This window comes from Massilia sp. Se16.2.3, assembly GCF_014171595.1.
Classification (GTDB): Bacteria; Pseudomonadota; Gammaproteobacteria; order Burkholderiales; family Burkholderiaceae_D; genus Telluria.
In genome coordinates, this window is sequence record NZ_CP050451.1 from 499000 (window position 1) to 524711 (window position 25712).

The window sequence follows — 25712 nt, forward strand, 5'->3', positions numbered from 1 at the left end:
ACCATGTGGAAGCGCCGCCGCTGCGCGCGGACGGCCTGGTGTACTACAAGGACATGCCGAGCTGGGACGCCTACTGGCTGCATCCGGAAGGCGAGCTCGATCCGTGGGAGCGGCGCCTGTTCGCCAACCTGAAGGAGCCGCACATCTTCGTGAACGCCTTCGGCTGGGAGAGTCCGCGCCAGTGGTATGCCTGGGCACCGCGCGACGGGCTGAAGTTCCCCTTCACCCGCGTGCTCAGGAACGGCCCCGCACCGGAGCGCCATGCCGACTTCACGCTGGTGTCGGAAAACAAGGCACCGGAAGTGCGCCTGCGCGTGATCGGCGCGCGCCCCACGCGCGTGAGGCTGAACGGGCGCACCCTGCTCGACACCGAGGCCAAGACCTTGACGGTGGTCCTGTACGGGATGGACGACGAACCGCTGCACTTCCGCATCGACGTGGGGGGCGACCCGATTTTTTCCGTGCGCGTCGAGGAAGTCCTCCCCGGGTTGCCGGATCATCTACTGCCGCCACGGCCGCCGGCAGCGACGCCACTGGTGCCCTTCAGCGGCAAGTCGATCGCGGCGGACACGCTGTGGTTTTACTAGCGCGAACAGTACGCGGATGGGCCGGCGCGATGGACGTTTTGTTACACGCCGGCGCTGGACGAATATAGGGGCGCTTGCAATACAATGTGTCGCGCACTCGACAGTGCGCCTCCATCCACTATTCGCAGGTTGCCATGCACAAGATCGTCTCCTCCGTCGTCCTTACCGCCCTCGCCAGCAGCCTGGCGCTGGCCTACCCCGCGCATGCCGCCGCCAGATCCGCCGGCAAGGCACAAGCCATCGTCAGGAAGCGCCGCTGCGCGCCCACCTGGCCTTCCTCGGCGTCGGACGCCCTCGAAGGGCGCGGCACCGGCCAGCGCGGCGGCGAACTGACCGTCACCTATCTGGAGACGCAGGCACTGGCCGCCGGCCTGAAGCCGGCCAACGGCGGCAGCTTCCGCCAGGAGGTCAAGATCGCCGGCGTGCGCGCGCTGCCGCAGCAGAGCAATGTCGGCATTAGCGCCGGCGGCCAGGCGCTGCCCCTGACTTTTGGTGCCGATTGGGTATGGGGGCCGGGCGACGCCAAGGCGGACCACGTGATGGACAACGAACTGGTGTTCGTCGGCTACGGCATCAGCGCGCCGGAAGAAGGCTGGGACGATTTCAAGGGCCTGGACGCCAGGGGCAAGGTGCTGGTGATGCTGGTGAACGACCCGGCGCCAACCGCCGCGGAGCCGAACCGCTTCAATGGCGCCGGCCTCACCTACTACGGCCGCTGGACCTATAAATTGCAGGAAGCGGCGCGCCAGGGCGCGGCCGGCGTCCTCCTGATCCATACCGACGCCTCGGCCTCCTACGGCTGGAGCGTCGTGCAGAACAGCTGGGCAGCGGCCGAGCGCTTCCAGCTGGCCGACGCCGATCTCGGCACGGGCCTGCAGGGCTGGATGACCGACGCTACCGCGCGCAAGCTGTTTGCAGCAAGCGGCCAGGACCTCGATAAACTGCGCGCCGCGGCGGAAGACAAATCGTTCAGGCCGGTGACCTTGAACGCGCGCGTAAAAGGCGAGGCGCGGGCCGCGGTCCGTTCCATCAACGAATACAACGTGGCCGGCATCGTGCCCGGCACCGACCCGAAGCTGAAGGACGAAGTCGTCATCTACAGCGCCCACTGGGACCACATGGGCAAGCAGGGAACCGAAGGTGACACCATCTTCAACGGCGCAGTCGACAATGCCTCCGGCACGGCCGGCCTCCTGGCGATGGCGCAGGAAGCGGCGCGCGCACCCGCGAAGCGTTCGCAGATGTTCCTGTGGGTGGCGGCCGAAGAGCAAGGCCTGCTGGGCAGCGCGGCCTATGCGGCAAAACCGCTGTGGCCCGCCGATAAAACGGCGGCCAACCTGAACCTGGACAGCCTGAACTTCGTCGCCGCAGCCAAGGACATCGGCGTGCAGGGCAGCGAGCGCACCGACCTGGGCGCAATGGCGGCCGCCACCGCGAAAGCCATGGGTTTGAGCGTCGCACAGGCGAAACCCGACCTGGCCGGCGGCTACTTCCGCAGCGACCACTTCAGCTTCGCGAAAGCGGGCATCCCCGCCTTCTCGGTGGGCGGCGGCAGCGCCTGGGTGACGGATGTGGAAGCGAACAATGCGAAAGCCAAGGCCTACCGCGCGCGCTACCACCAGGTGAACGACGAATACGATCCGAGCTGGGATTTGGCGGGCATGGTGCAGCAGGCGCAGTTCACGCTGAACCTCGGCCGGATGGTGGCGGACACGCCGAAGATGCCGGCCTGGAAGGCGGGCGACGCTTTCGGCAAGGTGCGCGCCGAGAAGAAGTAAGCGCTCAGCTTAAACGCAAACGCCCGGTCAGCGATGACCGGGCGTTTTTCATGGAGCGGCCTGTCTGCCGGCAGATCGTAGGGTGGGCGCCCCGAGCCCACCGTCTTGCGCAGCCCGAAGCATACGATGCGTCATTCCGCGTGGGCACAGGGCGCCCACCCTACGTGACTGTGACAATGCTGGGAATCAGGCAAGCCGGTGATCGGTCGATCGCGCCGCCCCCTCTCCCCGCGTCGGCGGTTTGGCGCGGGGCCGCCGAGGCCAAGCCTATTCGATGATCCCGCACACGATGCGCGCGCGCGCCACCGCCGAGCGGCGCCGGGTGGTCCGCATGGTTGTCGCCACCGGCATGCACCATCAGGGCCTTGCCCTTGATGTCGGCCAGTTTCAGGCGCGGCGCCAGCACGGGATTATTCGCCGCGCCCGAGCCCTCCACGTGCAGCGCCGGCAGGTCGCCAAGATGGCCGTCGCCCCGGGGCAGGCCGTGCTTCTTGCTGCCTGCCGGGTCGAGGTGGCCGCCGGCGGCACCGGCCGGTACGGGCTTGCCGTCCTTCTGGTTGGTGGCGCAGCTGTTGTTTTCGTGGACGTGGAAACCGTGCGCACCCGCCGGCAGGCCGGTGAGGCTTGGGGTGAACACCAGGCCGTATTTCGTTTCGCTGATCGTCACGGTGCCGGCCGCCTTGCCGACGCCGGCTTCGGACACCGTGTTCATCGTCGCGCGCAGTTCGGCGGCGTGCACGGCCGCCGCCGCGTACGTCGAGCACAGCAGGGCTGCGCAGATCCATTGGGCTTTCATGTGGGCTCCCTTTCAGTGGCTAGGTTTTGAACCAGACAGCGCGGAAGAGTGTAGATCAATCCCGGCAGTGGCGGCGTCCAGCATGGACAGCGTGTGGCCGTCCCGACTGCGCGGCGCCCACCACAGGCTGCTGCCAGCGCAGGCCATACGGCAGCGCCGGCGGGCCGAAGACGATGTGCAGCACCCGCCGCAGGCTCGTGCCCGATGCTTTCGAGGACGCGTGCAGCACGAGCGGACGCATGACGAGCGCGTCGCCCTTGTCCGGTGCAGGTCACGACCGATCCGGTCCTGCGCAGCTGCGCGGCCTCGGCAGGGGCGATCCTGCCCGGGTATGACTGCCGGCGATAAACTGCAGCGGTCCGTCTGCGATCGCGCACGGGTCCAGGTGCAGGCGCACGGCGACCAGGGTTGCCAGCAGCCCGGCAGGCGGCTGCACGAACAGGCTGCCTTCCTTTTTCCGACCAGCCGCGCAGCGCCGGATGATCGACACGCTCGGCAACGGGAATGCTCAGGTCCTGATGGATGGGAACGAGCCAGTTGCGTGCCTGCGATTTCTCGAAATAGGTGCACTGCACGGCGAGGTGCTCACGCGGCAGGACGTCCGCCAGTGCGGGATGCGTGCCGAGCCCGGCCACCAGGTCGCGGCACCAGGCGTGCTGCAACAGGCAGCGCGATCCGACCGAGGCCGGATCGAGGCCGACGGCGTGCGCCAGCAGCCGGTCGCAGTCGGCGTGCGCCAGGACGCGGGGAAACACGGCAAAGCCGTCGGTATCGAATGCGTGTGCTTGCATGGGCGAAGGAAAGTGGCAATGCCATCCATCTTAACCCGTACGCTGCATGGCTTGGGCGCCGCGCCGGATTCCTCGAAGCTAGTGGATGAACTGTCGCGGCAACATGTCCAGCAATTGCGCTTCCGGTACCGGCTTCGAAAAATAGTATCCCTGGCCGTAATCGCAGCTCGCCTGCGCCAGGATGTCGAGCTGCTCGTGCGTTTCGATGCCCTCGGCAATGACCTGCAGCCCCAGGCGGTGCGCCATGAGGATGATGGTTTCCGCGATCGTGCGGTGGCTGGAATTGGATTCGATGTCATGCACGAACGACTGGTCGATTTTTAAATAGTCGATATGGAATTTATGCAGGTAGGACATGGACGAGTACCCGGTGCCGAAGTCATCGATTGCCAGGCGTATGCCCGATTCGGCATACTGCATCAAGGTCTTGTTTACATTCGACGAGGGATGCAGCAGCAAGCCCTCGGTGATCTCGACAATAATGCTGCCGGCCGGCATGCCCATGCGCTCCAGGTAGTGCAGCCAGTCGGAATCCTCGTCCTGGCGGATGAACTGCAAGGGCGATTTGTTGATACCGATCGGAATCAGTTTATTTGCCTGCTCGCTGCTGCGCCTGGAGCAGGCTACCGCCTGGTGGAAGACCCAGTTGCCGATCGCATTGATCAAGCCACATTCTTCGGCGATCGGCACGAACAGCGACGGCGCGACATCCCCCAGCAGCGGGTGCTTCCAGCGCACGAGGGCTTCCGCTTCGGCGATCATCCCGGAATGCAGGTCGATGACGGGCTGATAGCTCAGCGACAGCTGGTTCTTGTCGATGGCATGCCGCAGTTCGTACGACAGGTGCAGGCGTGCATGGGCGCGCTCGTCCATCTCCCGGGTGAAATAGCTGAACTGGTTCTTGCCGCCCTGCTTGGCGGCGTACATCGCCTGGTCGGCCTTGCGCATCAATTCGTCGGCGGCGCCGGCATCGAAGGGGCTGACGGCGATGCCGATACTCGCGGTCACATACGCTTTTTCATTTCCAAGTGTGAAAGGACGGGCCAGGCCGAGCAGGATTTTCTCGCACACGAATTCGATGTGAGCCGCCTCGTGCAGGCCCGTGAGCACGACGGTGAATTCATCTCCGCCGAAGCGTGCAACGATGTCGCAGTCGCGCACGCTGCCCTGCAGCCGGCGGGCAACTTCTCTTAACAACAGGTCGCCGGCATCGTGCCCGAGCAGGTCATTGACCTGTTTGAAGCCATCCAGATCGATGAACAGCAGGGCCAGCGTCTCGTGCGAGCGCTGCGCCTTGCGGATTTCCCCGTCCAGCCTGTCGCGCAGCAGGCGGCGGTTGGGCAGGCCCGTCAGCGTGTCCATGTGGGCGTGGCGCCAGGCCTGCTCCTCCGCTTCCTTGCGCGCCGAAATATCCGAGGTGGTGCCGACGATGGCGACCGGCTTGCCGAGCGCGTTTCGGGCAACGATGACGCCGCGCGACAGTACCCATTTCCACCCGCCCTGCTTGGTGGCCAACCGATACTCGCACTCGTAGATCGGCGTCTGGCCTTTGACGCATGCGTGCAGCGCTGCTGTGGCACGGGGCAGGTCGTCGGGATGGATGAAAACGCTCCAGTCAACCTTGCCGTCGATCGGGTCGCTTGGCTCCCAGCCGAAGATCTGCTTGAGCTTGCCGGAAAAAGTGAAGGTGTCGTTGACGATATCCCAGTCCCAGATACCGTCGCCCGTGCCTTCCACGGCGAATTTCAGCCGCTCGTGCATCAGGGTCATTTGATCCTGAATATGCTTGCGCTCGGTGACGTCCCGGATGAGTACCTGCACGGCAGGCCTGCTCTCCCAGTGGATTCTGCCGGCACTGAGTTCGACGAACACCGTCGATCCATCCAGGCGGCGCGCACCCAGGGTGGCGGGCGCAGCGGCGGCGTCGCCCTCCAATGCGCAGGCAACGGTATACCGGAACAGGTCGACGGTGGCGGCGTCGAAGAAATCGGCTGAGGATCGGCCGATGAGATCGCTGGCCTGAAGCGTGCCGAAAAGACGCGCTGCCGCCGGATTCGCATACAGGACCCACCAGTCCTCCGCGACCACTATCCCATCCGGGCTGTGCTCGGCGAGCAGGTGATAGCGTTGTTCGCTGGCGCGGGCAGCTTCCTCGGCCATTTTCCTGTCCCCGATGTCCAGACAGGCACCGATCAGGCGTCCTCGCGTTCCGTCCCCTGCTTCGACAAACCTGCCGCGCGTCAGCAGCCAGAGAACGCGCCCGTCATGCCGGAGCATGCGATGTTCCAGGCTGAATGGCTCTCTGGTGGCGATGGATACGCCGAGCGCTTCCCTGACTGCGGGAAGGTCGTCCGGGTGGATATGGCTTTCCCACTCGGAAAGCTGTTGTCGGAGCCGTTTTGGCGGGAAGCCGAGCATGCTGGCCATGAGCCGGCACAGGTCGACTGTTTGCACGGCCAGATCCATGTTCCAGGTGCCGATGCCAGCGCTTTCGGCCGCCAGACGATAGAGCAGCGGCTCCTGGCTACTGTCCAACGCTTTCCAGTCGACGGACACGCCATCGTCGTCGATGGGCGTGCCTGCACTGGCGGTCTGCCGCCTGTGAACACCAGCATGGGTGCCGGAATCGGTCATGACGTGGGCTGGAACGCGATGTATGCAATGTATGCAATGCGCATGCATGCGCTTGCATGGTCGCACAATTTATCTTGCGATGCTTTTCTCGATCAACCGAGTTGTGCGCCTGAGGGCTGGTTTGTTCCAAGGAACCAGTCGACCGACTGGCTGGCGATATCGGACGGAATGAAATGCCCGCCGTGAAACTCCTGGTACACAAGACCGTATCCGGCCGCGTCCAGTCGGCGCGCAATCGTGCGGCCGCAATGGTCGATGGGCAGCACCCGGTCCGCGTCGCCGTGGGAAATGAACACCTCGGGTGCGCCCCGCTGGGCCATCGGACCGATAAAGCCGGGAGAAAACGCCAGCACGTGGGTGAACAGTTCGCCGTTGGCCAGGCCCAGCGTCAGCGCGTACGAGGCGCCATCTGAAAAGCCGCCGATGCCCAGCCGCTCCGAGTCAACCGCGTAGTGGGCAAAGGCAAACGCGAGGGCGCGGTCGACCAGGGCCAGGTCCTGGCCATAGCCGCGGCGCGCGATGATGTCCCGTGTGGAGGCATGCGAGGCCGGCGCCAGCAGGATCAGGCAAACCTGGTCGGCCAGGTGCAGCAGGATGTGCAGGCCGTCGTGGGCGTGGCCGCCTGCGCCGTGCAGCAGCAGCACGAGCGGCAGCGGCTGCTGCGCCGTATAGTCCCCGGGCACATAGAGATAACTGTCGCGCCGGCTGCCGATGTCGAGCTTCTGCAGGCCCGTCGGCGCGTCCGCAGGCAGGCGCGCGCCAGGGTCGGGTAGCCCGACTTGCAAGTGACCCAGTTCGTTCATGCTGCCCTCCGTGACGTGAGGACTAGTCTAGGAGCTGGCGGCGGCAGGTGGCGCAAGATACGCCTACGATGATCGCAGCCTAGCGGCCGAACGGTCCTGCCCGGTAGCGCAGCGCGGCGGCCTGCTCGAGCAGGGTGCGCGTGTCCTTGATCGTTGCGTATTCGCCGTCGAGGTTGGCCAGCGCCATCGCGTGCACTTCCTCGGCCGTGCGCTGCACGCCAGCGTAATCGCGCAGGGCAAAGGCAAAGCTGGCGTCGGACACGACCGTGGTATCGAAGCCGAGGTTGCCGGCCGTACGCGCGCTGCATTCGACCGAATTGTTCGTGCTGACGCCGACCAGGACGAGCTCGCGCAGGTCGCGCACGCGTAGCCAGCGCTCCAGCCCCGTGTTGATGAAGGCGTCCGGCACATTCTTTTCGACCACGTGCTCGTCCGCCAGCGGCAGCAGCGCATCCTGGAACTCCACGCCGGGCTGGCCGGGCGCAAACGGTGACGTGGGCGAGCGCGAGATATGGCGCACATGCACGACTGAGCCGCCGGCGCCGCGCCAGGCCCGCAGCAGCTGGCCGATGTTGTGCTCCGCCGCCGGGTTATTGCGCACGCCGGCCTTGGCGCTGGCCATGCCCTTCTGCATGTCGATGATGATGAGGCATGGAAGTGTGTTCATATGTGCTTGTCGTCGGGGCCGATGGTGGATTAGTCGAGTTGCAGCTGCCAGTAGCCGACATCGCGCCACTGGCCGAACTTCATGCCCACTTCGCTGAAGTGCGCCACCTTGCGAAAGCCGAGGCGTTCGTGCAGGGCGACGCTGGCCTCGTTCGGCTGGGCGATGCCGCCGATGACCAGGTGCAGGTCGCGTGCCCGCAATTCTTCCAGCAGCGCTTCGTACAACATGCGGCCGGCCCCCTGGCCATGATGTGCGGGGTCCAGATAGACCGAGCTTTCCACCGAATAGCGGTAAGCGGGGCGGGCGCGCCATTTGGTGGCGTAGGCATAGCCGATCAGGTGGTCGCTTTCGATCAGTACCAGCCAAGGAAGGTCCGCGGCGTCGACGTCACGGATACGCTGCGCCATGTCGGCGCTGGAGACGGGATCTTCTTCGAAACTGATGGCCGTGTGCGCAACGTAGTGGTTATAGATGCCGCAGATCGCGGCGGCGTCGAGAGCACGAGCGGGGCGGATGATGCGTTGTGGTGTCATCGTAGTGCGATCCGGTGGAAAGAGTGCTTGTTCGGCAACTGCTGAGTACATAGTAGCGTGAACGTCTGTGAGTTTCTATACGGGAAGGATGAATTTGTATTTACAAGCGCTGCCAGCGGTCTTGCATAGGACGGACGAAAAAAACGGCCCCCCTCGGGGTGCCGTTTTCGTTAGCAAAACCTTAGCAGCTGAGCAGATTACTCCGCGTCGCCGTGAATATCTGCACGAGGCGCAGCATCTGACAAACAATCACTTCGATGTGCTTGTCGTTGATCTTCACGCCCTGCAGACGGTAGACGTCCTGCACCTCGTCGACGATGTAACGGGCCAGCGCTTCGATACCCAGCAGACGCAGGATGTCCTGCGATCGGCGGGGCGCCGAGCCCGGACCATCGACGATCCTCTCGCCGTTATTCACGACGTGACCATCGTGGACCAGCACTTGCTTGTCCTTGGTGATCCGGAACTCGTGCTTGTTGCCGTTCATGTCCGCAATTTCCAGACGCTGCTTGCCCTTCGGTTCCTTACCGAAGGCAACCGTACCGGTGACTTCGGCCAGCATGCCCGCGTCTTTCGGCGAACCGAATATCCTAACTGTGCGACCCACTTGCCGTATGACTTTGCTCTAACCGGAACTCTTACTCTTCCTCGGACTCAACCCGCAATAAATCACATCGTATCTCAAAGCGCTTCCGCTCACCCGCTACGGGCACGAAACTCGTCATTATCTCATTTGGAACCGGGATGTAAATGCGGTCCTTCAAAACTATTGTGCAAGTTGGATATGCACGTCCACCAGAATCTGAAGCGATCGTTCCGTTTGTCTGAAGATCATAATATAAGCCGACTTGCCCGGAATGGTGCAGGAAAATAAATAAAGCCTTCTGACCACCCCAAACAACAGATGTTTTATGAGGCTGCAAGAAAAAATCCCCCATGTCATTACGCGCTTTTTCGGTAAGAGCAATAAAGCACCGATAACCGCGCAGTGCTGGCATATCGTCGGAGATGACTAGCAGTTTTGCACTGCTCTTCTGCTCTGTCCTCGTTATAGCCGGGGCAGCATCGAAGGAATACTGCTCTGGCTCCGCACCTTCGTTTCGGAACGTTTCTTCGTTTGCGATTAAGTCAGGGACGACGTCACGTACCTGAGCAGCACTGCTCGACTCCACGATTTGTACAGAATTCCGTACATTCTCTTTGGACATCGTAACTGCTTCCGTTAAAGATATTTTCCCTTCCGTATAATCAAGCCATATCGCTGATAAATTGGATGTATCAGTATCCTCGTATTCAAAGACATCTCGCGGCTTTTTGATAGCACGTAAGAACGCCTCAGCCCCCTGTCGGGTACTGCTTGGAACGTATTCTGCCACCTTTGGGAAAATTGCGGTCCGCACAAAATCTTTAACCATGCTTCCAAAGGCGGAATACTGGTGATCGTACAGGCCCAAAATTGTTAATATCGTTGGGCCAGCTTGATGCAAGGTAATGGTTGTCTTATTTTCTCCCGACCGCTCTACCAATAGAGCTAGACCGTGCGAAATCAATCCGAAGCGCACTTCCGCATTTAAGAAATAGTCAGCTTCCAGCACATTTTCAATTCGAAACGCCAAGGCACTCTGTGCAGATGACCATTGATTGCGTGCGGAAAGTCGCTCAACAAGTGGCGCATCTGAAACGTCTGATGTCTTGCAATAGGCGGCGAGAAAACCCTGCTCGCATTGTCGGCGAGGATTACTTCGAGCCAAGAGCAAAAGCGGGCGGTCTTCGCTCGAATAGCTGGTAATAACTGATTGGTCACTCCCCCCATACACAGGAAGAGGAACTTTTTCAGTCAACTTTATTATCTCGCTAAGATTAGTTCTATCGCCAGGCTGAAGCAAAATTCTCAAGTTGCCGCACAAATCAAACCTTCTATGGGAGGCAACCCATTGCATGAAGGGAGTGCTTGAGTCAGCCTCGGGACGCTTTGAAAGAGCTATGGACGCGAACACATCAACATCGGATACTATCGTTTGAAGCAACTGCATACTGTCCGTTGTTAGCGCTTCCCTTCCTGCCGTAGGTTGGAAATTTAGCATGTCAGCAATTCCACCGAACTGATATGTGGATCCTACGGACACCGTAGCGAGACCAAATCCGCTTCTAAACGTTCTAAGTGCCGGATTACCGCTTCGTAGGGATAATTGCCCCTGCAGCGGTATGCCCATCCAAATTAGCTCAGTGAGAACAATCGATATGTCTGCATTTTGCGTTATCTCGAAGACAACATCCGCTACTAATCTTGAGCTGATCGTTGCCGCAAGAAGCACTTCGCGTGCTACACCGCTGAAACGTGGGAGAAATCTCTCCGTTGATTGACGGCTTAAGAGCTCGCCGTTAAGGAAGACGTCGATCGACAGTAACGATACAAACTCAGCTACATACCTTTTTGCCTCGACCTCTGAGACCTGATTTTGCGATATTATTCGCGCCTTTACTCTCGTACCTGGAAACCCAACAGGTGAAAGCTGCTCCGTCTCGATGCAATCCTGATTGAATTTCAAATTCTCCAGATGCGCTATACACTTCGTTCTTTCGCCAGTAACTACACTTTCCGACTCCACTTCGAGAACGTCCGCTATGCCAAAATTCGCCATAGCACCGATACCAAAGGTACCAACAACACCAGCACGTCGCGCTTCCTCATTGTTCTTACTACTACTGCCAGCCTGCCAGAAATTTTTCCGAATCTCGTCAAAGGACATCCCGATACCGTTATCACTAACGGTAATAAATTCTGGAGTAACCGTAATTTCAATCTTGGGTTCGAAATTTGGGTCGCGCTGGCGCCTTAGCAAAATCGCATCGTAGGCGTTCTGCGTATTTTCACGCAGTAATGCTAACGGAGACTGATAAATTTGTTTCGCCAGAACTTCGAGTACCCGTTTGGTATCTACGTGAAAAGAAATCAGTTGAGTTGACATATTATTTCCCCAATGCTTGACGAAGTTGAATACGGCTTGCTAGTTCCGCAATGGTTGCGCTATCGATCCCAAAGTTAGCTGCACTTAACGCAAGTAGGCTAACGGCTTCGCCAAGGTTTCCTAAATGTTCGTGGGCCTGCAATGTAAGCAAAAACTCATCCATAGTAGTGGCCGGACTAAGAAAGGAAATTATCTCACTCCATTTTTCGAGCTCCTTAGCCGCTTCCAAATATAGCCGTCTCGCGTGGGTTCCATTCTCTCGCTCCGTCTCACTCAGCAGCGAGAAAGCTATTTCAGGATGGCCGCTTTTCAGAGCATCTTCCGCGCAGAGAATGGTTTGTTGCGAGAAACGCGCAATTTTTTCGGAGTGAATTGCACTGTCAAGATTTTCGTCTGCTATTTTCATCTCAACAAATCCGTCCGGCCCAAACAATCCTTGCCGGCAACGTCCAAACTGATTACCTTGCGACATCTCTCGGACGTGTATCTGGGCGGTACTATAGTCGCTTGAAATCGTGATAAGGTTATATTGTCGATTGGTTCCGCGGGGCAGCTCTGCTGCGCCGGCGCATAATGAACCGGCACTTATAATCGCCATGGACTGCTCTTCCGGCAAGTGGATGTTGTATGCAGAGGCATCTGCTTGGTGTTGATGTCCGTGCAATCCCAGTTGAAATCCTGCACCGATCATCTCGTGCACTGTAGACGTGTCCATATAGTCGTCGCGTTGGGGTGGGCCTTGAAGACTATGATGCCACGTTGAAATTTTGAGGATTGGCTGCCGAGGCATATTCCTGATTTTCAGCGAACAATTTCCAATCGCTCCAGCCTGAATGGCGCCATGGTTGCAGTAGCAATCATTTCCGTGGACTGAGTTGAACGCAGTGAGAAGTATCCGGCCCCCATCAAATTCATAGAAATTAAGGGGTTTTTTGGGATCGATAGGGTGTGCCATTTCAACGCCACTGTAGAACGCTTCAATAAATTTACAGTAAGGCGCCAATCTCTTTTCGTAGATTTCTGGAGCGGATATTTTATATATTTTCCTTTCGCTCCAACTCCACCGATATGGGCTACTTGAGCTAAACAGATGCGGTCCGATTTTTTTCGGCTCATCATCGGGAGGCAATTCCGTCATACTCGCTCTTGCTGTGTTCCAGCACACGTCGTGGTTTCCGGGAACAATCGCGATACGGCTACGGTCCCCGTCGAAAAATAGATCAGCGAGCCTGATAAGAAAATCAGTCGCCACTTCGTATTGTCGCTCGAGCTCTTCAGTAAAATTCTGCTGCCCTAGCCGCACCCCTTGGATAATATCTCCACTAACAACTGCAAAGCTCGGCGTTGGGATTTTAGGGGTCTCGATAAGATATCGATCTCGATCCGCAAGTAAGGAAGATAACAACGTATCGTTGTTGATAGGTTCATTATTGGAACGGTGTAAATCGGATATATGTAGGATCGTTACCATGGGTGCCTTCTTATTAAGATAGGTCTTGCTGTAATTTTGAAATTTTTCCGAGCTTACTGACTCCTTTCCTAATTGTCAACAAACCTTTTGCTAGCTTGTATTTTACGTTTCGCTAGCGAATGGACGAAAAAAAACGGCACCCGAAGGTGCCGTCCTGCTCAGCCAATTAAGGCCAAGGTTTCAGCAATTACTCGCCGTCGCCGTGATGCTCAGTGGTCTGCGCCTGAGCCTGGTCTTCCATCGCCTGCAGCTCGGCAGCCATGTTGGCCTTTTCCTGCTGCAGCAGTGCCTGGCGCTCTTCCGCCTCCCACACTTCCTTCTCTTTCTTGGCGCGGTGGAATGCCAGACCGGTACCGCCAGGAATCAGGCGGCCGACGATGACGTTTTCCTTCAGGCCGCGCAGACCGTCGCGCTTGCCCATGATCGCCGCTTCGGTCAGCACGCGGGTGGTTTCCTGGAACGATGCGGCCGAGATGAAGGAGTCGGTCGACAGCGATGCCTTGGTAATACCCAGCAGCACGTTTTCGTAGGTTGCCGGCAGTTTGCCTGCCGCTTCCATACGGTCGTTCTCTTCCAGCAGCTCCGAACGCTCGACCTGCTCGCCGACGATGTAGTCGGTGTCGCCAGCTTCCACGATCTGCACGCGGCGCAGCATCTGGCGCACGATGACTTCGATGTGCTTGTCGTTGATCTTGACGCCCTGCAGACGGTAGACGTCCTGCACTTCGTCGACGATGTAACGTGCCAGCGCTTCGATACCCAGCAGGCGCAGGATGTCCTGCGGGTCGGCCGGACCATCGACGATCATCTCGCCCTTGTTCACGACTTGACCATCGTGGACCAGCACTTGCTTGTCCTTGGTGATCAGGAACTCGTGCTTGTTGCCGTCCATGTCCGTGATTTCCAGACGCTGCTTGCCCTTGGTTTCCTTACCGAAGGCGACGGTACCGGTGACTTCCGCCAGCATGCCCGCGTCTTTCGGCGAACGTGCTTCGAACAGTTCGGCAACGCGCGGCAGACCACCGGTAATGTCACGGGTCTTCTGCGATTCGGTCGGGATACGTGCCAGCACTTCACCCACCGACACCGACTGGCCATCCTTGACCATGATCAGCGCGCCGACCTGGAAACCGATCGTCACGGCGTGTTCGGTGCCGGCGATCTTGACTTCCTGGTTCTCCTCGTTCAGCAGTTTCACCTGCGGACGCAGCACCTTGCCTGCGGAACCACGGCGCTTCGGATCGATCGCGACCAGGGTCGACAGACCGGTCACTTCGTCGACCTGGCGAGCGACGGTGACGCCCTCTTCCACGTTCTCGAAGCGGATCGTACCGGCGTACTCGGTAATGATCGGACGGGTCAGCGGATCCCAGGTTGCCAAGGCGGTACCGGCTTTCACGACCTGGCCGTCCTTGACGATCAGGGTCGCGCCGTACGGCACCTTGTGGCGCTCACGCTCGCGGCCATGGTCGTCCGTGATCAGGACTTCGCCCGAACGCGAGATGACGATCTGCGAACCCTTGCCGTTGGTGACATAACGCATGGTCGCGGTGAAGCGGACCGTGCCGTTCGACTTGGCTTCGACCGACGAGGCCACTGCCGCACGCGATGCCGCACCACCGATGTGGAAGGTACGCATGGTCAGCTGGGTACCCGGCTCACCGATCGACTGTGCAGCAACCACACCGACTGCTTCGCCGCTGTTGACCAGCATGCCGCGGCCGAGGTCACGGCCGTAGCACATGGCGCACAGGCCGTAGCGCGTGTCGCAGTTCAGCGGGGTACGGACCTTGACTTCGTCGATGCCGAGGCGCTCGATGTCTTCGACCATGTCTTCGTCCAGCAGCGTGCCGGCCGGGTACACGGTTTCCTGGGTTTCAGGATTGACGACATCGGTACCGGTCACGCGGCCGAGGATACGGTCGCGCAGGGCTTCGATGACTTCACCACCTTCGACCATCGCCTTCATGTGCGTGCCGTTGGTCGTGCCGCAATCGTCCTCGATCACGACCAGATCCTGGGTCACGTCGACCAGGCGGCGGGTCAGGTAACCCGAGTTCGCGGTCTTCAGCGCCGTATCGGCCAGACCCTTACGGGCGCCGTGCGTCGAGATGAAGTACTGCAACACGTTCAGGCCTTCGCGGAAGTTCGCGGTGATCGGCGTTTCGATAATCGAACCGTCCGGTTTCGCCATCAGGCCACGCATACCCGCCAGCTGGCGAATCTGGGCTGCCGAACCACGGGCGCCCGAGTCGGCCATCATGTAAATCGCGTTGAACGATTCCTGGGTGCCCTGGGTACCGTCACGACGGGTGACCGGCTCGACTTTCAGCTGGTCCATCATCGCCTTGCCGACTTCATCGGAGGTCTTGCCCCAGATGTCGACGACCTTGTTGTAACGCTCGCCGGCGGTGACCAGACCCGAGCTGTACTGCTGCTCGATCTGCTTCACTTCCGCTTCGGCGGTCGCGATCATGCCCTTCTTGACGTCCGGGATCATCATGTCGTCGACGGCGATCGAGATACCGGCGCGCGTTGCCAGGCGGAAGCCGGACTGCATCAGCTTGTCGGCGAACACGACGGTGGCGCGCAGGCCGCACTTGCGGAACGACGTGTTGATCAGCTTCGAGATTTCCTTCTTCTTCAGGGCGCGGTTCAGCACGCTGAATGGCAGGCCCTTCGGCAGGATTTCCGACAGGATCGCACGGCCGACGGTGGTCTCGTAACGGGTGACGGTGCGCTCGAACTCGTCGCTGCCGGCTACGCGTGGGAATTCCACGATACGCACGGTGATGCGGGTTGCCAGTTCCACTTCCTTGTTGTCGTAGGCACGGATGACTTCCGACACGTCAGGGAACAGCATGCCCTCGCCCTTGGCGTTGATCGCCTCGCGGGTGGCGTAGTACAGACCCAGCACGATATCCTGCGACGGCACGATCGACGGCTCGCCGTTCGACGGGAACAGGATGTTGTTCGACGCCAGCATCAGGGTACGCGCTTCCATCTGCGCTTCGATCGACAGCGGCACGTGGACAGCCATCTGGTCACCGTCGAAGTCGGCGTTGAACGCCGCGCAGACCAGCGGGTGCAGCTGGATGGCTTTACCTTCGATCAGGACCGGCTCGAACGCCTGGATACCGAGACGGTGCAGGGTTGGTGCACGGTTCAGCATGACCGGGTGTTCCTTGATGACATCTTCGAGGATGTCCCAGACCACCGGCTCCTGGATTTCGACCAGCTTCTTCGCCGCCTTGATGGTCGTCGCCAGACCCATCAGTTCGAGCTTGTTGAAGATGAAGGGCTTGAACAGTTCCAGGGCCATCAGCTTCGGCAGGCCGCACTGGTGCAGTTTCAGCTGCGGACCGACCACGATGACCGAACGGCCCGAGTAGTCGACCCGCTTGCCCAGCAGGTTCTGACGGAAACGGCCGCCCTTACCCTTGATCATTTCAGCCAGCGACTTCAGCGGACGCTTGTTGGCACCGGTCATCGCTTTGCCGCGACGGCCGTTGTCCAGCAGCGAGTCCACTGCTTCCTGCAGCATGCGCTTTTCGTTACGCGTAATGATTTCCGGAGCGCGCAGTTCCATCAGGCGCTTCAGGCGGTTATTACGGTTGATGACGCGGCGATACAGGTCGTTCAGGTCGGAGGTCGCGAAACGGCCGCCATCCAGAGGGACGAGCGGACGCAGCTCCGGCGGCAGGACCGGGAGCACTTCCATGATCATCCACTCGGGCTTGATGCCCGAACGCTGGAACGCCTCGAGCACTTTCAGGCGCTTGGCGTATTTCTTGATCTTCGCTTCGGACTTCGATTCCTTCAGTTCCACGCGCAGGGCTTCGGCATCGCGGTGGATGTCGATCGAGCGCAGCAGTTCACGGATACCTTCGGCGCCCATGTAGGCGGTGAAGTCGTCGCCGTACTCTTCGTACTTGGCGGCGTAATCGTCTTCCGACATGATCTGGCACTTCTTCAGCGGGGTCATGCCAGGATCGGTGACCACATATGCTTCGAAGTACAACACGCGTTCGATATCGCGCAGCGTCATGTCCAGGACCATGCCCAGGCGCGACGGCAGCGACTTCAGGAACCAGATGTGCGCGGTTGGCGAAGCCAGTTCGATGTGGCCCATGCGCTCACGGCGCACCTTGGCCAGCGTGACTTCGACGCCGCACTTTTCGCAAATGACGCCGCGGTGCTTCAGGCGCTTGTATTTACCGCACAGGCATTCGTAATCCTTGATCGGGCCAAAGATCTTGGCGCAGAACAGGCCGTCACGCTCCGGCTTGAAGGTACGGTAGTTGATGGTCTCGGGCTTCTTGACTTCACCGAACGACCACGAACGAATTTTTTCGGGCGACGCCAGGCCAATCTTGATGGCGTCGAAACTCTCATTTTGCTGTACTTGCTTGAATAGATCGAGCAGTGCTTTCATGTATCACTCCAGAGGTGACTAAATTTCTATTTCGGGTTGCAATTGTCGAAATTGCAGCCCAAACCAAGCGGCATTTCGAAAGGCGGATAGGAGTACTTTGGGACTCCTACCCGGAAAGCAAGGCACATTTTTCGTGTGCCCTGCTCCTTCCTTCTGCTTCTTAGTTACGCTCGAGGTCGATATCGATACCCAGCGAGCGGATTTCCTTGACCAGCACGTTGAACGATTCAGGCATGCCAGCGTCGATCACATGGTCGCCTTTGACCAGGTTTTCGTACACTTTGGTACGGCCATTCACGTCATCCGACTTCACAGTCAGCATTTCCTGCAGCACGTACGATGCGCCGTACGCTTCCAGTGCCCACACCTCCATCTCACCGAAGCGCTGGCCACCGAACTGGGCTTTACCGCCCAGCGGCTGCTGCGTCACCAGCGAGTAAGGACCGGTCGAACGCGCGTGCATCTTGTCGTCGACCAGGTGGTGCAGCTTGAGCATGTGCATGTAGCCAACCGTCACCTTGCGCTCGAAAGCTTCGCCGGTGCGGCCGTCGTACATGGTGACCTGGTTCTTCGACGGGGTCATGCCCAGGTGGGCCGCGATCTCGTCCGGGAAAGCCAGGTCCAGCATGCGATGGATTTCCGACTCGTGGGCGCCATCGAAGACCGGCGTCGCGAACGGCACGCCCTTCTTGAGGTTACCCGCCAGGGCCATGATTTCGCCATCGCTGAAGGCGTCGATGTCTTCCTTCTTGCCAGTTTCGTTGTAAATCTGGCCCAGGAAACCACGGACTTCTTCGACCGCCGACTGACGCTGCAGCATTTCGCCGATACGCAGGCCCAGGCCCTTCGCCGCCCAACCGAGGTGGGTTTCGAGGATCTGGCCGACGTTCATACGCGACGGAACGCCCAGCGGGTTCAGCACGACGTCGGCTGGGGTGCCGTCCGCCATGAACGGCATGTCTTCCACTGGCACAATACGCGAGACCACACCCTTGTTACCGTGGCGGCCTGCCATCTTGTCGCCCGACTGCAGGCGGCGCTTGACGGCCAGGTAGACCTTGACCATCTTCTGCACGCCAGGCTGCAGCTCGTCGCCTTGCGTCAGCTTCTTGCGCTTCTCTTCGAAGGCCAGGTCGTACTGGTGGCGCTTCTCGTTGATCGACTCCTTGATCGCTTCCAGTGCGTTGGCGGTCTCGTCGTCGGCCGGGCGGATGTCGAACCAGTGGAACTTGTCCAGGTCAGCCAGGTATTCGGACGTGATGACCGCGCCCTTCGCCAGCTTCTTCGGACCACCGTTGACCACTTTACCGACCAGCATGCGCTCCAGACGCTGGAAGGCATCGCCCTCCACGATACGCATCTGGTCGTTCAGGTCGAGGCGGAAGCGCTTGAGTTCATCGTCGATGATCTGCTGGGCGCGCTTGTCGCGCTGGATGCCTTCGCGGGTGAACACTTGCACGTCGATGACGGTGCCGACCATGCCCGAAGGCACGCGCAGCGAGGTGTCTTTCACGTCGGATGCTTTTTCGCCGAAGATCGCGCGCAGCAGCTTTTCTTCCGGCGTCAATTGCGTCTCGCCCTTCGGCGTGACTTTACCGACCAGCACGTCGCCGGCGGTCACTTCCGCGCCGATGTAGACGATGCCGGACTCATCCAGACGGGCCAGCTGGTTCTCGGCCAGGTTCGAGATGTCGCGCGTGATCTCTTCCGCACCGAGCTTGGTGTCGCGGGCGACAACCGACAGCTCTTCGATGTGGATCGAGGTGTAGCGGTCGTCCTTGACGACGTTCTCCGAGATCAGGATCGAATCTTCGAAGTTCAGGCCGTTCCACGGCATGAACGCGACCAGCATGTTCTGGCCCAGGGCCAGCTCGCCCAGGTCGGTCGATGCGCCGTCGGCAATCACGTCGCCACGGGCAACGCGGTCGCCAACCTGCACGATCGGACGCTGGTTGATGTTGGTGTTCTGGTTCGAACGGGTGTACTTGATCAGGTTGTAGATATCCACACCGACTTCGCCGGCTTGCGCCTCGTCGTCGTTGACGCGGATAACCACGCGGCCCGCATCGATGTAGTCGACCACGCCGCCACGCACCGCTTGCACGGTGGTGCCCGAGTCGACGGCGACAGTGCGCTCGATACCGGTACCGACCAGCGCCTTTTCAGGACGCAGGCAGGGAACGGCCTGACGCTGCATGTTGGCGCCCATCAGTGCACGGTTCGCGTCATCGTGCTCGAGGAACGGAATCAGCGAAGCTGCGACCGAAACGATCTGGCCAGGAGCGACGTCCATGTACTGGATGCGCTCTGGCGACACCAGGATGGTTTCGCCTGCTTCACGTGCCGAGACCAGTTCGTCGACCAGCTGGCCTTCTTCGTTGATCGCCGCATTCGCCTGGGCGATGATGTAGCGACCTTCTTCGATGGCGGACAGGTAATCGATCTTGTCGGTGACCTTCGAACCTTCGACCTTGCGGTACGGGGTTTCCAGGAAGCCGTATTCGTTCAGGCGGGCGTACAGGGCCAGCGAGTTGATCAGGCCGATGTTCGGGCCTTCAGGCGTTTCGATCGGGCAGACGCGGCCGTAGTGGGTCGGGTGCACGTCGCGCACCTCGAAGCCGGCGCGTTCGCGGGTCAGGCCGCCCGGTCCCAGTGCGGAAACACGACGCTTGTGCGTGATTTCCGACAGCGGGTTAGTTTGGTCCATGAACTGCGACAGCTGCGACGAACCGAAGAATTCGCGGATAGCCGCAGAGATGGGCTTCGAATTGATCAAATCGTGCGGCATCAGGTTGTCCGCTTCGGCCTGGCCGAGGCGCTCTTTCACTGCGCGCTCGACGCGGACGAGGCCTGCGCGGAACTGGTTTTCGGCCAGTTCGCCCACGCAACGCACGCGGCGGTTACCCAGGTGATCGATATCGTCGACTTCGCCGCGGCCATTGCGCAGCTCGACCAGGATCTTGATCACGGCCAGGATGTCGTCGTTCGACAGCGTCATCGCGCCGACGAGTTCGTCGCGGCCGATACGGCGGTTGAACTTCATGCGGCCGACAGCCGACAGGTCGTAGCGCTCAGGGCTGTAGAACAGGCCGTTGAACAGGGCTTCGACCGACTCTTCGGTTGGCGGTTCGCCAGGACGCATCATGCGGTAGATCGCCACGCGCGCGGCCATCTGGTCGGCGGTGTCGTCGGTGCGCAGGGTCTGCGAGATGTAGCCGCCCTGGTCCAGGTCGTTCGTGTACAGGGTCTGGATGGCGTCGACGTTGGCGTCGCGCAGTTTGCCCAGCAGCTCGTCGGTCAGCTCGTCGTTGGCGTTGGCGATGATTTCGCCGGTGTCCGCGTCAACGATGTTGCGGGCCAGGATACGGCCGATCAGGTAGTCTTCCGGCACCGAGATCGACTTGATGCCGGCCGCTTCGATGTCGCGCACATGCTTGGCATTGATGCGCTTGTCCTTCGTCACGATGGTCTTGCCGGTCTTCGGATCGACGATGTCGAAGCGCGCGACTTCGCCGCGCAGTCGCTCGGACACGAATTCGATTTCCCCGCCTTCCGAGCGCAGGGTGAAGTTGTCGAACACGAAGAAGTTCGCCAGGATCTGTTCCGGCGTCATGCCGATGGCCTTCAGCAGGATCGTCACCGGCATCTTGCGGCGGCGGTCGACGCGGAAGAACAGGATGTCCTTCGGATCGAACTCGAAGTCCAGCCACGAGCCACGGTAAGGGATGATGCGAGCCGAGAACAGCAGTTTGCCCGACGAGTGCGTCTTGCCGCGGTCGTGCTCGAAGAACACGCCTGGCGAGCGGTGCAGCTGCGAGACGATCACGCGCTCGGTGCCGTTGATGACGAACGAACCGTTGGCGGTCATGAGCGGCAATTCGCCCATGTACACTTCCTGTTCCTTCATTTCCTTGACGACCGGCTTGGTCGGCGATTCCTTGTCCAGGATCACCAGGCGCACTTTGGCGCGCAGTGGCGAGGCAAAGGTCAGGCCGCGCTGCTGGCATTCCTTGACGTCAAACGCGGGGTCGCCCAGCACGTAGGACAGGAATTCCAGACGCGCGAAGCCGTTGTGCGACACGATCGGGAAAATCGAGGTGAATGCCGATTGCAGGCCTTCGTTCTTGCGTGCCGACGGCACGCCGTCCGCTTGCAGGAAATTCTCGTAGGATTCAAGCTGGGTAGCCAGAAGATATGGAACGTTGTGAACGTTGGCGCGCTTCGCGAACGACTTGCGAATGCGTTTCTTCTCAGTAAATGAGTAGTGCATGGACACTCCGTGAGTGACAGAAAGGATGAGAATTCAGGGATTGCCAGTGGTGGAACGACCACATACAAGGCCTCAAGTCTCTTGCTGTTCTGCCAGATGAAAAGGACAAGCTACTGCTGTGTTACGATTTATTGCGGTGTTACGATGCTGCCGAACTGACGAACGACTGCGCGTATTGACGGCGCATATTTGTCGCAGGGACGACAAAAGAGCCAAAGCCGCAGCCCCCGCCTTCCGGCAGGGGTTTGCAAGCTTTGACTCCGGCTCAGGGCGCCGCGATGGCGCCCTTTGCTTTTGATTACTTCAGATCTGCTTTCGCGCCAGCATCTTCCAGCTTTTTCTTGGCTGCTTCTGCGTCGGCCTTCGGCATGGCTTCTTTCACGGTCTTCGGAGCGCCGTCGACGACGTCTTTGGCTTCCTTCAGGCCCAGGCCGGTGATTTCGCGGACGGCTTTGATGACGCCGACCTTGTTTGCGCCGACTTCGGTCAGAACGACGTTGAATTCGGTCTGCTCTTCGACAGCTGCTGCAGCAGCGCCGCCGCCAGCTGCCGGTGCTGCCATTGCAGCTGCCGACACGCCGAACTTCTCTTCGAATGCCTTGACCAGGTCGTTCAGGTCCATGACGGACATTTCGCTCACTGCGTTCAGGATATCGTCTTTGCTAATTGCCATTTGAAACTCCAGATGTATTTGTGTTTGTAGTACAGATTAGTTACTTGAGAAAAAAGGCTGCGCTTACGCTGCAGCGGTTTCTTCGGCTGCAGGAGCAGCTTCCGAACCTTCGCCTTTTTTCGCTGCCAGTGCAGCCAGGCCACGTGCAAAGCCCGACACAGGAGCCAGCATCACGCCCAACAGCTGCGAGATGAGGACTTCACGCGACGGAATGCTTGCCAACGCGGTAACGCCAGCTACGTCGAGCTGCTTACCTGCGTAGTTACCGGCTTTCACGACCAGCTTGTCGTTGGTTTTGGCGAAGTCATTGATGACTTTCGCTGCTGCAACGGCGTCGTCCGAGATCGAGTAGATCAGCGGACCGGTCATGGCGTCAGCCAGCGGGGCAAACTGCGTGCCTTCGACAGAGCGGCGCGCCAGCGTGTTCTTCAGAACACGCAGGTACACACCCTGGGCACGTGCGGATGCACGGAGCTTGGTCAAGTGACTAACCTGGATGCCACGGTACTCGGCCACGACGATCGTTTGCGCGGATGCTACTTTCGCGCTCACTTCTTCGACGACGGCCTTTTTGTCATTCAGATTAAGACCCACGGTCAATCTCCTTAATTAATGCAAACAAAAGCGTTTGCATCGGTTCGAACACGGCGTCCGAAGTTAAGAAGTCAAACTAACGCGGATGAATTCACGCAGCATGGACTACAAAACTTGTTCGGGTACACCATCTGCGTTGGGTGGCCTATTAACCTCCTGCCTGCCTGCTGCATTCGGCCCAACGGTCTTTGATTGCCTGCCGGAGCGGTGTTCATGCTCCGACAGCCCAAAGATGCGCCCCGCTGATGCTTTGCGGGGACTTGATTCTGTTATTGCTCAGCTACTAAATTAAGCAGCGGCGATCGAAGCGTGATCGACACGGACGCCAGCGCCCATGGTCGACGAGATCGCGACCTTGCGCAGGTACACGCCCTTCGAGGTGGCCGGCTTGGCCTTGTTCAGTGCTTCGATCAGGGCGCTCAGGTTCGACTTCAGTTGCTCATCGCTGAACGACTTGCGGCCGATGGTCGCGTGGACGATACCTGCCTTGTCGGTACGGTACTGGACCTGACCGGCTTTGGCGTTCTTCACCGCGCCAGCGACGTCAGGGGTGACGGTGCCGACTTTCGGGTTAGGCATCAGGCCACGTGGGCCCAGGATCTGGCCCAGGGTACCGACGATACGCATGGTGTCAGGCGAGGCGATGACGACGTCGAACGGCATGTTGCCCGCTTTGACCATCTCTGCCAGGTCTTCCATACCGACGATGTCGGCGCCGGCGGCTTTAGCAGCCTCGGCCTTGTCGCCCGAAGCGAACACGGCGACGCGCACGGTCTTGCCGGTGCCTGCTGGCAGGACGACCGAACCACGAACGACCTGGTCCGATTTCTTCGGATCCACGCCCAGCTGAACGGCGACATCGATCGACTCGTTGAACTTGGCGGTTGCGAATTCCTTGACGATCGACACTGCGTTGTCGAAGGCGTAGACCTTGTTACGGTCGACTTTCGCTTTCATTTCTTTGACGCGCTTGGAGATCTTAGCCATTACACACCCTCTACCGTGATGCCCATCGAACGTGCCGAGCCGGCGATGATACGCACTGCGGCGTCCATGTCGGCGGCGGTCAGGTCCGGCTGCTTGGTTTTTGCGATTTCTTCAGCCTGGGCACGGGTCAGCGTGCCAACCTTGTCGGTATGTGGCTTCGGCGAACCCTTGGTGATGCCAGCGGCTTTCTTGATCAGGTAGGTTGCCGGTGGGGTCTTCATCACGAAGGTGAAGGACTTGTCGGCGAACGCGGTGATCACGACCGGGATCGGCATGCCTGGCTCGACACCCTGGGTCTGGGCGTTGAACGCCTTGCAGAATTCCATGATGTTCAGGCCGCGCTGACCGAGTGCAGGACCGATCGGTGGGGATGGGTTTGCCTTACCAGCTGGGACTTGCAGCTTGATAAAGCCAATAATTTTCTTTGCCATGAATGGCTCCTAGATTGGCATTGAGTAGTAGCGCCCCACCGCGACTACTCGCTCGGCGGGGCTCCTCTTACCGGATTCCGCCTAGCTGCTGCGACGCTCCGATTTCAGCGTTTAGACTTTCTCTACCTGCCCGAACTCCAGTTCCACCGGAGTTGCGCGGCCGAAGATGGTGACAGTGACACGCACCTTCGATTTTTCGTAGTTGACTTCCTCGACATTGCCGTTGAAGTCGGTGAACGGGCCTTCCTTGATGCGGACTTGCTCGCCCACTTCGTACAGCACTTTCGGCCGTGGCTTCTCGACGCCTTCCTGGACCTGCTGCATGATCTTGTCGATCTCGCGCGCGGGGATTGGGGTTGGCTTGTTCGATTTGCCGCCGATGAAGCCGGTGACCTTGCTCGTGTTCTTGACCAGGTGCCAGGTCTCGTCGGTCATTTCCATCTCGACCAGGACGTAGCCAGGGAAGAAGCGGCGCTCGGTAACCGATTTGCTGCCATTCTTGACTTCCACGACTTCTTCGGTCGGCACCAGGATCTGGCCGAACTGCTCTTGCATGCCGGCGCGCTCGATGCGCTCGGTGAGCGCACGCATGACGCTCTTTTCCATGCCCGAGTAGACATGAACGACGTACCAGCGCTTGTTGCTGACCGGGACACTCACCGGGGCGCCGGCCGCCGGTGCGGCACCAGCGTCTTGCGCCGGGGTGTCGCCCGGCACCGATTCGCCGGCCGCGTTGTCTACGTTATCGTTCATCATTGCTTCCATTTCAGGATCACGTCGTACAACAGGAATTCCAACAGCTTATCCGTGCCCCACAGGAAAATCGCCATCACGACGACAAAGGCGAAGACGATCATGGTGATCGTGCGTGCTTCCTTGCCGGTTGGCCAGACGACTTTCTTGGTTTCGCGAACGGACTCTTTGGCGAAATTCAGGAAATCGCGGCCGGTGGCGGCGGTCGACAAAAGCAGGACGGCAAAAACTAAACCAGCCACGAGGGCGCCGGCGGCGACCAAGGCTGGTTTGTTTTGGCCCTTCAGGTAAAAGAACCCGATGACGCCTGCAATCGCGGCTACCACCGCCAGGATCACCTTAAACTTGTCATTCGAGGTGCTAACGGTTTGCACGGATTGATTAGACATTCTTCTTTACTTTCGGTGCTGCGCACCAGAATTCGGTGGCAGGGGCGGAGGGAATCGAACCCGCGACCTTCGGTTTTGGAGACCGACGCTCTGCCAATTGAGCTACACCCCTACGAAGACTTCAGCTGAATCGCGCATTCTACACCATGCG

Annotated in this window: 16 protein-coding genes, 1 tRNA gene and 3 pseudogenes; 2 read left to right on the forward strand and 18 right to left on the reverse strand. The window is 59.8% G+C overall.

Annotated elements, in window-relative coordinates; all coding sequences use genetic code 11:
* Nucleotides 1–5: 5 nt before the first annotated feature.
* On the forward strand, nt 6–587 hold the full coding sequence (locus G4G31_RS02370; RefSeq protein ID WP_182990141.1) for a hypothetical protein: 582 nt from the start codon (nt 6–8) through the stop codon (nt 585–587).
* A 134-nt stretch (nt 588–721) separates the two neighbouring features.
* Nucleotides 722–2365 (forward strand): annotated as a pseudogene (locus tag G4G31_RS02375) (M28 family peptidase).
* A 267-nt stretch (nt 2366–2632) separates the two neighbouring features.
* Here the strand turns inward: G4G31_RS02375 and sodC are convergent.
* The 18 genes and pseudogenes from sodC to G4G31_RS02465 all read right to left on the reverse strand — a co-directional run bounded on the left by sodC (nt 2633) and on the right by G4G31_RS02465 (nt 25673).
* A pseudogene (sodC, locus tag G4G31_RS02380) lies at nt 2633–3161 on the reverse strand (superoxide dismutase [Cu-Zn] SodC).
* 55 nt (nt 3162–3216) lie between these two features.
* Nucleotides 3217–3402 carry a hypothetical protein gene (locus G4G31_RS02385; protein WP_182990142.1) on the reverse strand — a complete coding sequence of 62 codons (186 nt, stop codon included), beginning with the start codon at nt 3400–3402 and terminating at the stop codon, nt 3217–3219.
* Nucleotides 3403–4030: 628 nt separating this feature from the next.
* Entirely contained in the window at nt 4031–6586 is a 2556-nt protein-coding gene (locus tag G4G31_RS02390) for an EAL domain-containing protein (RefSeq protein WP_182990143.1), read from the reverse strand.
* 92 nt (nt 6587–6678) lie between these two features.
* The gene (locus G4G31_RS02395; RefSeq protein WP_182990144.1) at nt 6679–7389 is read right to left on the reverse strand and encodes an alpha/beta hydrolase; all 711 of its coding nucleotides are present in this window, start codon (nt 7387–7389) and stop codon (nt 6679–6681) included.
* 79 nt (nt 7390–7468) lie between these two features.
* Complete coding sequence (locus tag G4G31_RS02400; RefSeq protein WP_182990145.1) at nt 7469–8056, reverse strand: cysteine hydrolase family protein; 588 nt, start codon at nt 8054–8056, stop codon at nt 7469–7471.
* Between the two features lie 29 nt (nt 8057–8085).
* Nucleotides 8086–8589: an arsinothricin resistance N-acetyltransferase ArsN1 family B gene (locus tag G4G31_RS02405; protein ID WP_182990146.1), complete on the reverse strand. Its 504-nt coding sequence runs from the start codon at nt 8587–8589 to the stop codon at nt 8086–8088.
* 190 nt (nt 8590–8779) lie between these two features.
* A pseudogene (locus G4G31_RS02410) lies at nt 8780–9169 on the reverse strand (hypothetical protein); the annotation flags it as partial.
* A 58-nt stretch (nt 9170–9227) separates the two neighbouring features.
* Nucleotides 9228–11558 (reverse strand): ATP-binding protein, encoded by a 2331-nt coding sequence (locus G4G31_RS02415; protein ID WP_182990147.1) that lies wholly within the window; start codon nt 11556–11558, stop codon nt 9228–9230.
* A gap of 1 nt (nt 11559) precedes the next feature.
* Nucleotides 11560–13029 (reverse strand): metallophosphoesterase, encoded by a 1470-nt coding sequence (locus G4G31_RS02420; RefSeq protein WP_182990148.1) that lies wholly within the window; start codon nt 13027–13029, stop codon nt 11560–11562.
* 187 nt (nt 13030–13216) lie between these two features.
* Entirely contained in the window at nt 13217–17464 is a 4248-nt protein-coding gene (gene rpoC / locus G4G31_RS02425; protein WP_182990149.1) for a DNA-directed RNA polymerase subunit beta', read from the reverse strand.
* A gap of 160 nt (nt 17465–17624) precedes the next feature.
* The gene (gene rpoB / locus G4G31_RS02430; RefSeq protein ID WP_182990150.1) at nt 17625–21734 is read right to left on the reverse strand and encodes a DNA-directed RNA polymerase subunit beta; all 4110 of its coding nucleotides are present in this window, start codon (nt 21732–21734) and stop codon (nt 17625–17627) included.
* Between the two features lie 298 nt (nt 21735–22032).
* Complete coding sequence (rplL, locus tag G4G31_RS02435; RefSeq protein ID WP_182990151.1) at nt 22033–22407, reverse strand: 50S ribosomal protein L7/L12; 375 nt, start codon at nt 22405–22407, stop codon at nt 22033–22035.
* Nucleotides 22408–22470: 63 nt separating this feature from the next.
* Entirely contained in the window at nt 22471–23001 is a 531-nt protein-coding gene (rplJ, locus tag G4G31_RS02440; RefSeq protein ID WP_182990152.1) for a 50S ribosomal protein L10, read from the reverse strand.
* 288 nt (nt 23002–23289) lie between these two features.
* Nucleotides 23290–23988 carry a 50S ribosomal protein L1 gene (rplA, locus tag G4G31_RS02445; protein ID WP_182990153.1) on the reverse strand — a complete coding sequence of 233 codons (699 nt, stop codon included), beginning with the start codon at nt 23986–23988 and terminating at the stop codon, nt 23290–23292.
* Complete coding sequence (rplK, locus tag G4G31_RS02450) at nt 23988–24419, reverse strand: 50S ribosomal protein L11 (RefSeq protein ID WP_182990154.1); 432 nt, start codon at nt 24417–24419, stop codon at nt 23988–23990. Before rplK ends, rplA begins: the two co-directional genes overlap by 1 nt.
* Nucleotides 24420–24530: 111 nt before the next feature.
* Nucleotides 24531–25172, reverse strand: a complete 642-nt coding sequence (nusG, locus tag G4G31_RS02455; protein ID WP_229425287.1) for a transcription termination/antitermination protein NusG — start codon at nt 25170–25172, stop codon at nt 24531–24533.
* A complete protein-coding gene (gene secE, locus G4G31_RS02460; protein ID WP_182990155.1) occupies nt 25172–25561 on the reverse strand; it encodes a preprotein translocase subunit SecE in 390 nt (129 codons plus the stop codon). Before secE ends, nusG begins: the two co-directional genes overlap by 1 nt.
* Nucleotides 25562–25597: 36 nt before the next feature.
* A tRNA-Trp gene (locus tag G4G31_RS02465) sits at nt 25598–25673 on the reverse strand.
* Between the last annotated feature and the right edge of the window lie 39 nt (nt 25674–25712).